The sequence below is a fragment of the Piscinibacter defluvii genome (genome assembly GCF_004011805.1).
Lineage (GTDB): Bacteria > Pseudomonadota > Gammaproteobacteria > Burkholderiales > Burkholderiaceae_C > Piscinibacter > Piscinibacter defluvii.
Map to the genome: position 1 here is coordinate 1 of NZ_RCHJ01000050.1, position 8,520 is coordinate 8,520.

An 8,520-nucleotide genomic window follows, 5' to 3' on the forward strand; every position below is an offset into this window, starting at 1 on the left:
CACCCCCGGCTTGATGCTTCCGGGGCGTAGGCTACCCACTCAAACTTCAGGAGAGGCTCAATCAGAGTCGAGTTTCGACCGCCGGGGATACGGTCACGGAAGGTGTCCGTGTTGATGCAAAAGGGGGGGAGCAGGCGAATCTCTCGAGGGTCAAACGCCTGAATCCCCGGAAGGCCCCGAATGTTTCCTTGACCATGCGCGACCGTGCAGAATGTCACAAGCGCACAACCTATCGCCGTCAAGGTGGCCGTTGAGACAAGTACTCTGAGCCCTTTCGGCATATGTCCTCGCGAGTCGACTCAACATGTCGGCGCCCGGCAACATTGCACAGGTCGCACTAATCTCACGGGCTAGCCGAACTCGTCGGTTGCAGCGAAGCCGGCATCAGTATATCGTCGCCTCTACACTTCAAGCCCGCCCAGCGCGAGTTCGCTAGCGTGGGCCGCACGCGTAGACCGGCCCGGTCACGCAGGCACAGGGGCGACGAGAGGAACCTACGAACACGGGGTTTCGACCGAGTTCTTCGGACGGCAACATTGCACCCCTTCACGCTGCTCCCAACCGACCCGTGATCCGGCCTTCCGATCGATCAGTACTTCTGCTGGCATTTCACTTTCCCCCGCTGAAGGGAAGCAGTGGCTTGGAGCGGGCGATCGGCTTCTGCCAGCATCTGCCCCGCTTGGGATGGCGACCCCTCGTGCTCACGGCTGACCCGCGCGCGTACGAGGCAGTTTCCGACGAACGGGTCGGCGACATCCCTCAAAGCGTGGCTGTCCAGCGCGCCTTCGCGCTGGACGCTGCGCGGCATCTGAGCTTCCTGGGCCGTTATCCGAGGTTCGCGGCACTGCCGGACCGATGGATCTCCTGGCTGATTGGTGCAGTGCCGGCAGGATGGCGCATGGTGCGACGTCATCGACCTCTCGTCATCTGGTCGACCTACCCGATTGCGACGGCGCACCTTGTCGGATATCTCCTATCAAGGTTGACACGGCTGCCCTGGATCGCTGACTTTCGCGATCCGATGGTCGAACGCGACGAACGGACGGGCACAAGCTACCCAACTGACGCACGCCTGCGCGCTTCGAGGCTTTGGGTCGAGTCGCTCGTTGCCAGTCGCGCCGCGGGAGTGGTCTTCTGCACCGACGCCGCGGCCGCCATCTTTGCCAGAAGATATTCAGCCTACCCGACCGAACGGATCCACGTAATCGCCAACGGCTACAGCGAAGCCGCGTTTGCTACAGCACGAGGCGAGGATGGCGGGGCGGCGCCCGGGCGGCTGACTCTCGTCCATAGCGGCATACTTTATCCGGGCCATGACCGTGACCCGCGAGCATTCTTCAGGGCTCTGCGCGCGCTCATCGACGCGCAGCCATGGTGGCAGAAGAGGCTGCGGGTGGTCCTGCGTGCAACCGGCTTCGATGCGGAGTACCGTCCTGACCTCGCACGCCTGCGCTTGGAGGACTGCGTGGAATTGGCTCCACCGGTGCCATATCGCGATGCGCTCGGCGAGATGCTGACCGCGGACGCTCTGCTTGTCTTCCAGGGGCATGCGTCGAACCCGGCCATCCCGGCAAAGGTATACGAGTACTTGCGAGCACGCCGTCCGATCTTCGCGCTAGTCGACGCCCTAGGTAGCACCGCAGCGCTGCTTCGGACCGAGGGAGTCGGCACGCTTGCTCCCATCGATGATCCAGAGGCTATCGGCGCGGCTCTTGCGGGCTTCTTGCTGGAGATCGAGTCAGGTCATGCCAAGGTACTCACCCAGGAGCGCGCGACAAGGTTCGAACGAGGCCACCGAGCCGTCGAATTGGCACAATTATTGGATAGCTTTGTGGCACCGCGCGCCCACGCCTCGTAAGCCCGTGAAAGTACGTCTGGAGGACAGGTTCCCCACGTGGGCGAGTTCAGCTGGGTCGGATGATCTCTTCTGCGCTGGCGCTTGGTTCGAGCACTTCGCTGCCACTGCGATGCGGCCAGACGAGGTACCGAAGTTCCTGCAACTGCAAGGCTTCTCGAACAACGGTCCATTGGCCTTGGCACTAAAGCTCAGTCGCGGCGACGCCGTTCCGCACCCGAGGCTGCTTGAGAGCATGGTGAACTACTACTCGTGCGGGTACGGTCCAATCGCGACTTCGCCCCCTGGCAGCGCTGCGCTGAATGACCTCGTCGATGCCTTGGCGCGCGCCGGTGGAAAGTTCGACGGATTGCGCATCGGCCCCCTCGACCGCTCCGCTGAGTTTTCCGATGCCCTCGAAGCGGGCCTTCGCAACGGGGGATTCTGGACGTTCTGGACGCACGCCTTTTTCAACTGGTATGCCGAAACAAGCGGCACGAGCTACGCCCGCTACTTGCAGGAATTGCCATCGAGCTTTCCGTCCACCTCGGAGAAGCGCCGTCAGGCGTTCCTGCGGAAGGCGACAGGCTCAATCGTCATCGCGCAGACGCCCAGCGAACTGCACGAGCAAATTCGTGCATACGAGCAGATCTATGCAGCCAGTTGGAAGGTCCCCGAACCGTTTCCGTCGTTCATGCCCGGGCTCATGCATCTGGCCGCAGATCGCGGCTGGTTGCGACTGGGCGTGCTGCGTGTGGGCGGCGAGCCAGCAGCGGCACAGGTCTGGTTTGTCGTGAACGGTCGCGCGCTTATCTACAAGGTCGCATACGACGAGCGATTTGCAAAGCTTTCCGTGGGCTCGATGCTCACTTGCGCGCTACTAGAACGGGTTATCGACGTGGACCGGGTTCGCGAAGTCGACTTCCTGTCCGGCGACGACGGCTACAAGGCAAAGTGGATGTTGGCGCGGCGCGAGCGGTACAACTTGCTCGCATTCAACCTGAGGCGCTGGCGCGGCCTGACAGCTGGATTTCGCGAATGGATTTCACAGCGCCGCAGTTCGATCGGCGGCAGGCCGGTCGCTTCGGTCAACGTTGCCGGAGCAGCACTTGACCGCTGAAGGCGAGCCGAGTTCTGTCGCCGGCGCAGTACCGATGCGGCCTAGCCCGACACTCTGCGCGAAACCGCACCCCGTCGCGCCACTGCGTTCGCTGGTCTTGCCTCAGCGCAACGTCCTGGCACGGCGTGTACTTCGAACTCCGGGACTGCAACTGACGTTTCAGGCGCGCGGCGCGCTGCTGATTGCCTTCACTGAGATTGCCAGCACCAGACCAGGGGCCAAGGTGCTGGTGCCTGGATTTCACTGTCCTTCCGTGGTTTCCCCGGTTCTGCTAGCGGGTCTCAAGCCCGTCTATTACCACATCAGACGCGATCTTTCGGTCGACTACGAGGACCTCATCTCCAAGGCGAACGCCGACGTCGCTGCAATACTCATCATCCACTTTTTTGGAGTCGCTCCGGATCTGAAACCACTGATCCCGCTCCGCCAAAAGGGCTTGGCGCTCGTAGAAGACTGCTCCCACGCATTCGTTGCTCACCCAGTCAGACTGGCTGGCGACGAGGCGAGCGACTACCGCATCTTCAGCTTTTGGAAGACAGTACCAAGCGGCGTGGGGGGAGGGCTCTGGCGTGCGCCGCCGCGCCGGGGGGCGATCACCGAGATGCCTTTAGTCCAGGCACCACTCGGAGCTCGTCTGCGCAACTACAAGCGGCTACTCGAGGAGTCGGTCGAATTCGCGGAACACCGCACGCTTCGGTTCGGCCTTAGCCTGTTGGATCGTCTACGCTCGTTGGCCCAGAAGGACCCCACCGCTGGAGCAGACGCAACTTGCTTGCCTGATCCGATGCGCGGAGAGGACTACTATCCCATTGATCCCGCGCTGGCGTGCAGCGCGATACCTCGGCATGCCCTGCGCATCATCGAATCGTCCGATCTTGAGGTGATCATCGCCAAGCGCCGTGCCAACCACGCTACGTACGCCGCTGCCGCGGAGTCGATGGGCGGGATGGTGTCGCTGCAACGCGACCTCCCGCAGCAGTCCTGCCCCTGGGTCTACCCGGTCCTTCTGCCCGATCGAGCAAAGTTTGACTTTCGCCTCAGGGCAGCGGGCGTTCAACTTCACACGTTCGGCATATACCTTCACTCGACGCTGTACGACCTCGGCGACAAGCGCACGCTTGCGGATGCCAGATTTCTCGCCAGCAACATCCTGTGCCTTTCGGTACACCAGGATCTCGCGGTCAAAGATATCGAGCAAGCCGTGCAGACGATTCGTATCGATCTCCCGCATCGGCATTCTCATGAACTTTCGGGTTGACGTACTGGACGCAAAGACGGACCGCGAACGACTGCGGCGCGCATGGGACCAGCTCGTCCGTACCGACTGCGAGACGGTCAAGGGTCACGACGGTACATCGTCGTTCGCCTGGTTCGAGGCTTTGACCTTGGCCATGCCGGCCGCAAGCACTTCGCGAGTGGTCGTTGTCCTCGACGGGGACAATGTCGTGGCAATGCTGCCGGTGGCTCGCCATGCTGGAGCGAAACGCTGCGTTCGCCTGTTCACTCCCACGATGCTGTATGGCGGCCGGAACGGCCTGCTTCTCCGCGACCCAAATCCCTCGATGGTCGTTGCGCTCCTGGATGGTTTGCGCCAGGCATTCGGCGCCTGGAGAAGCCTGCGTTTATCGCTCGTCGAAGGCAGTCAAACCGAACGCCTGCTCAGCCAAGCTTGCGCGGGAACGAGCTATCGCCTGCTGGACGATAGCGAGCGAATGCCCTCGCCCTACTTCCCGCTGTGTGCGCGCCCGGAAGACTTCGCTGCCGGAATGTCCAAGAGTCTTCGGCAAACCTTGAGAACGGCGACAAACAAGCTGCACAGGCTCGGCGGACTGGAGTATGTCGAACTTTCCGACGCGGGCGGGACCGAGGACGCAATCGAAGCGATCCTGAAGATTGAGCGCAGCTCGTGGAAACACGAAGCCGGCACCGCGATAACGTGCAGACCTGACCAAGAGAGGTTCTATCGCACACTGTTCCCCCTTGCGGCGCGTTCAGGGCTGCTTTACGGGTTGATCGGCCGACTCAATGGACAGCCGGTTGCCTTCAACTTCGGGCTTGTGCAGGGCAGCGTCTTCTGCTGCCTCAAGCACAGCCAGACAACCGAGTACGAAGGACTGAGCCCCGGACAGGTGCTGAACTCCGAACTGCTGGATCGATTGCGGCTCAGGGGCGTCCGTACCTACGATTTCATGGGCAGGCCCGAAACTCACAAGTTGCGCTGGTCCGACCAGACCGCCCTGTACACGGTCCGCGATGCCTGGGTTTTTGGTCAAGGCCCCTGTGGTTTTGCAGGCTACGCGATTCACCGCGCAAAGCGAATCACCAAGGAGGCTTGGGCACTTCTTGGGAGCCGCCAGCGCGCAACGCCGGTTCCGATGTCTCAAGACGAAGGTGGTTCGCCACCGAGGACCAACTGATGACAACAGAAGCCCATCTCCTACACGACCTTCCTCTTCGCATGGCAGAGGCGTCGCCAAGCGCGGCGGCGCTGATTGACGACGCGGGCAGTCACAACTACGGCATGCTGGCCGCGGATATTCGCGCTTTCGCATCCACGTTGATGGCCCTTGGCATGAGCCGCGGCGACCGTGTGGGAATCTATCTGGACAAGCGCATCGAGATGGTCGTCGCCTCGTTCGGTGCCCCTGCAGCTGGGGCGGTGTTCGTGCCGATCAATCCACTGCTGAAGTCCGAGCAAGTCGCCTACATTCTCGCCGACTGCGGAGTGCGGGTGTTGGTCACAAGTGCGGAACGCCTACAGACGTTGGCATTGATACTTGCGGGCTGCAAGGCGCTTGTACACGTGATTGTCCTCGGCGAGCCGCCGAACAATCTTCCGGCCGGCGGGCCGTCGGTCCTGCGCTGGGCAGACGCGATGCAGTCCCCAGGGAGACAAACCCATCGGGTGATCGATGTCGACGTCGCAGGAATCCTCTATACGTCAGGGAGTACGGGTAAGCCAAAGGGCGTGGTGCTCTCGCACAGGAACATGGTGGCCGGCGCGAAAAGCGTCGCATCCTATCTCGAGAACGTCGCATCGGACGTACTTCTGGCGGCCTTGCCGCTCTCATTCGACGCCGGATTCAGCCAACTCACCACGGCTTTTCACTCCGGTGCGAGCGTCGTGCTGTTGAACTATTTGCTGCCCAACGACGTCGTGAAGGCGGCAGTCTCGCATCAAGTGACCGGCCTCACCGGCGTGCCGCCACTGTGGATTCAACTGACGCAGGTAAACTGGCCGGACGCGATGAGAGAGCGACTGCGCTACTTTGCGAATACAGGTGGTCGCATGCCGCTTGAGACGCTGAAGCAGTTGCGCGCGCTCGCGCCACAGGCGAAGCCCTACTTGATGTATGGGTTGACCGAAGCCTTCCGTGCAACTTACTTGCCGCCTGAAGAGATCGACCGTCGGCCAGACTCGATCGGCAAGGCAATTCCGAACAGCGAGATCCTGGTGTTGCGCCCGGACGGGACGCCATGCGAGGCCGACGAACCCGGTGAACTCGTGCAACGCGGCGCGCTCGTGGCGCAAGGCTACTGGAACGATCCACAAACGACCTCGGAGCGGTTCAGGCCGTTGCCGGGACGCAGTGGCGGCTTGGTGTTACCGGAGATCGCTGTCTTCTCAGGCGACACGGTACGCCGCGATGCCGATGGATTCCTTTACTTCATTGGCAGGCAGGACGAGATGATCAAATCATCCGGCTACCGCATCAGCCCGAGCGAGGTGGAGGAGATCGTCTACGGGATGCACCTTGTGGGCGAATGCGCGGCGTTCGGCGTGCCCCATAACGTTCTAGGGCAAGCCGTTTTTCTGGTCGTAGCGCCTCGCAATGGTTCCATGCTCGACACGCAGCAAGTCAATGCGTGGTGCCGTGCTCGTATGCCGACCTATATGGTGCCGGCCAGCATTGAGGTGCGCCAGGCGCCCTTGCCCCGCAACGCCAACGGAAAGATCGATCGCAAGCTGCTGTCGTCGCAGCATCTCAAGGACGCGGAGCGATGAGCTACTCCCGGCACAGCGCGGCGACGCGCTACGCGGTTGTGGACGGCGAGATCTCGGTCGGCGGCATTCGCTTGTCGAGGCTTGCAGCGCGGGTTGGTCGGACACCGTTCTACGCCTACGATCGCAGCTTGCTTGTGGCTCGCATGGCAGAACTTCGTGCACTTCTGCCAACGACGCTCAGCCTCCACTATGCGATGAAGGCCAACCCGATGCCTGCAGTCGTGGGCTTCATGGCCGGGTTGGTGGATGGCTTGGACGTGGCATCCGGAGGAGAACTGCTCGTCGCGCTCGACACCGGCACGGACCCGCGCCAGATAAGCTTTGCTGGCCCTGGCAAGTCTGAGGTCGAACTCATGCAATCTGTAGCAGCCGGCATTCTCGTAAATGTCGAGTCTCGACGGGAACTGCGATTGCTGGCGGAAGTCGGTTCCCGACTTGGCCTCACACCTCGCGTCGCGATCCGCGTGAACCCGGACTTCGAGCTGAAGTCCTCCGGAATGAGGATGGGGGGGGGGGCCAAACAGTTTGGAATCGATGCCGAAGCAGTGCCCGATGCGCTAGCAGAGTGCGCACAACTGGGTCTCGGATTCGAGGGTTTCCACATCTTCTCCGGTTCTCAGAACCTGCGCGTCGAGGCCATCACCGAGGCACAGACAAAGGCGCTTGCTCTGGCCATACGCTTGGCACAGAACGCACCGTCTCCAGTGCGCACGGTGAACCTCGGCGGAGGCTTCGGCATTCCATATTTTCCGGGAGAACAAGCGATCGACCTCGCGCCCATCGGCGAACACTTGCGGGGTCTCGTTGTTGATGCCGCAGCTGCATTGCCCCATGTGGAGCTCGTGCTCGAACTTGGGCGTTTCCTCGTAGGAGAGGCCGGCGTCTACGTCGCTCGAGTGCTTGATCGCAAGGTCTCTCGCGGAGAGGTGTTCCTCGTCATCGATGGTGGCTTGCATCACCACTTGTCGGCCTCGGGGAACTTCGGACAGGTCATTCGGAAGAACTATCCGGTCGAAATCGGCAATCGTATGGGCGATGTTCAGCGAGAGATCGCATCAGTGGTTGGTCCGCTATGCACGCCACTTGACCTACTGGCTGACCGGATGGAGCTTGCCGTCGCGCAACCTGGCGACCTTGTCGTCGTCTATCAATCAGGCGCTTACGGGCACAGTTCCAGCCCGACTCGTTTCCTTAGTCACCCGGATGCGATTCAGGTACTCGTTTGATGCCGGCGCTGGGTCACCGGCAAGAGGGCAAGAGACGGCGCTTGACCACTTTGCTGCAGATCTCGCGACCTCGCGGCGCAGCGCCTCCGGTGGGTCGAAGGCGCTGTGCAACAGTGCAACGCGCTTACATACACTCATCGGCGGCAAGATCGCAGCATCCACGCGGCCCCTATGCCTGGCCGGGAAGACCGGCGTCAGCGGGCTCGGCACCTCGCCCGTATCCGTAGCGTCGCCGTTGCCGTTGGCCAGCGTCAGTTGGTTCTAATGAACCAGATGTTGCCGGAGTAGGTCGGGATATAGGCAACACCCTTGAGCTGCGGCACGTAGAGGAAGC

Annotated in this window: 6 protein-coding genes; all 6 read left to right on the forward strand. The window is 61.8% G+C overall.

The genetic code is table 11. From position 1 onward, the window contains the following. Positions 1 to 640: 640 nt before the first annotated feature. From D9C15_RS32105 to D9C15_RS32130, 6 genes are read left to right on the forward strand one after another with little or no spacing between them, the layout of a single operon-like run. Positions 641 to 1,858 carry a glycosyltransferase gene (locus D9C15_RS32105; protein WP_164886951.1) on the forward strand — a complete coding sequence of 406 codons (1,218 nt, stop codon included), beginning with the start codon at positions 641 to 643 and terminating at the stop codon, positions 1,856 to 1,858. Between the two features lie 4 nt (positions 1,859 to 1,862). After that, the gene (locus D9C15_RS32110) at positions 1,863 to 2,954 is read left to right on the forward strand and encodes a GNAT family N-acetyltransferase (protein ID WP_164886952.1); all 1,092 of its coding nucleotides are present in this window, start codon (positions 1,863 to 1,865) and stop codon (positions 2,952 to 2,954) included. Next, positions 2,944 to 4,212, forward strand: a complete 1,269-nt coding sequence (locus D9C15_RS32115) for a DegT/DnrJ/EryC1/StrS family aminotransferase (protein WP_128003532.1) — start codon at positions 2,944 to 2,946, stop codon at positions 4,210 to 4,212. Before D9C15_RS32110 ends, D9C15_RS32115 begins: the two co-directional genes overlap by 11 nt. Continuing rightward, positions 4,196 to 5,371, forward strand: coding sequence for a GNAT family N-acetyltransferase (locus tag D9C15_RS32120; RefSeq protein WP_164886953.1), 1,176 nt, complete (start codon positions 4,196 to 4,198; stop codon positions 5,369 to 5,371). Before D9C15_RS32115 ends, D9C15_RS32120 begins: the two co-directional genes overlap by 17 nt. Then, complete coding sequence (locus D9C15_RS32125) at positions 5,371 to 6,960, forward strand: acyl-CoA ligase (AMP-forming), exosortase A system-associated (RefSeq protein ID WP_128003534.1); 1,590 nt, start codon at positions 5,371 to 5,373, stop codon at positions 6,958 to 6,960. Before D9C15_RS32120 ends, D9C15_RS32125 begins: the two co-directional genes overlap by 1 nt. After that, positions 6,957 to 8,186, forward strand: coding sequence for a pyridoxal-dependent decarboxylase, exosortase A system-associated (locus tag D9C15_RS32130; protein WP_128003535.1), 1,230 nt, complete (start codon positions 6,957 to 6,959; stop codon positions 8,184 to 8,186). Before D9C15_RS32125 ends, D9C15_RS32130 begins: the two co-directional genes overlap by 4 nt. Positions 8,187 to 8,520: the final 334 nt, after the last annotated feature.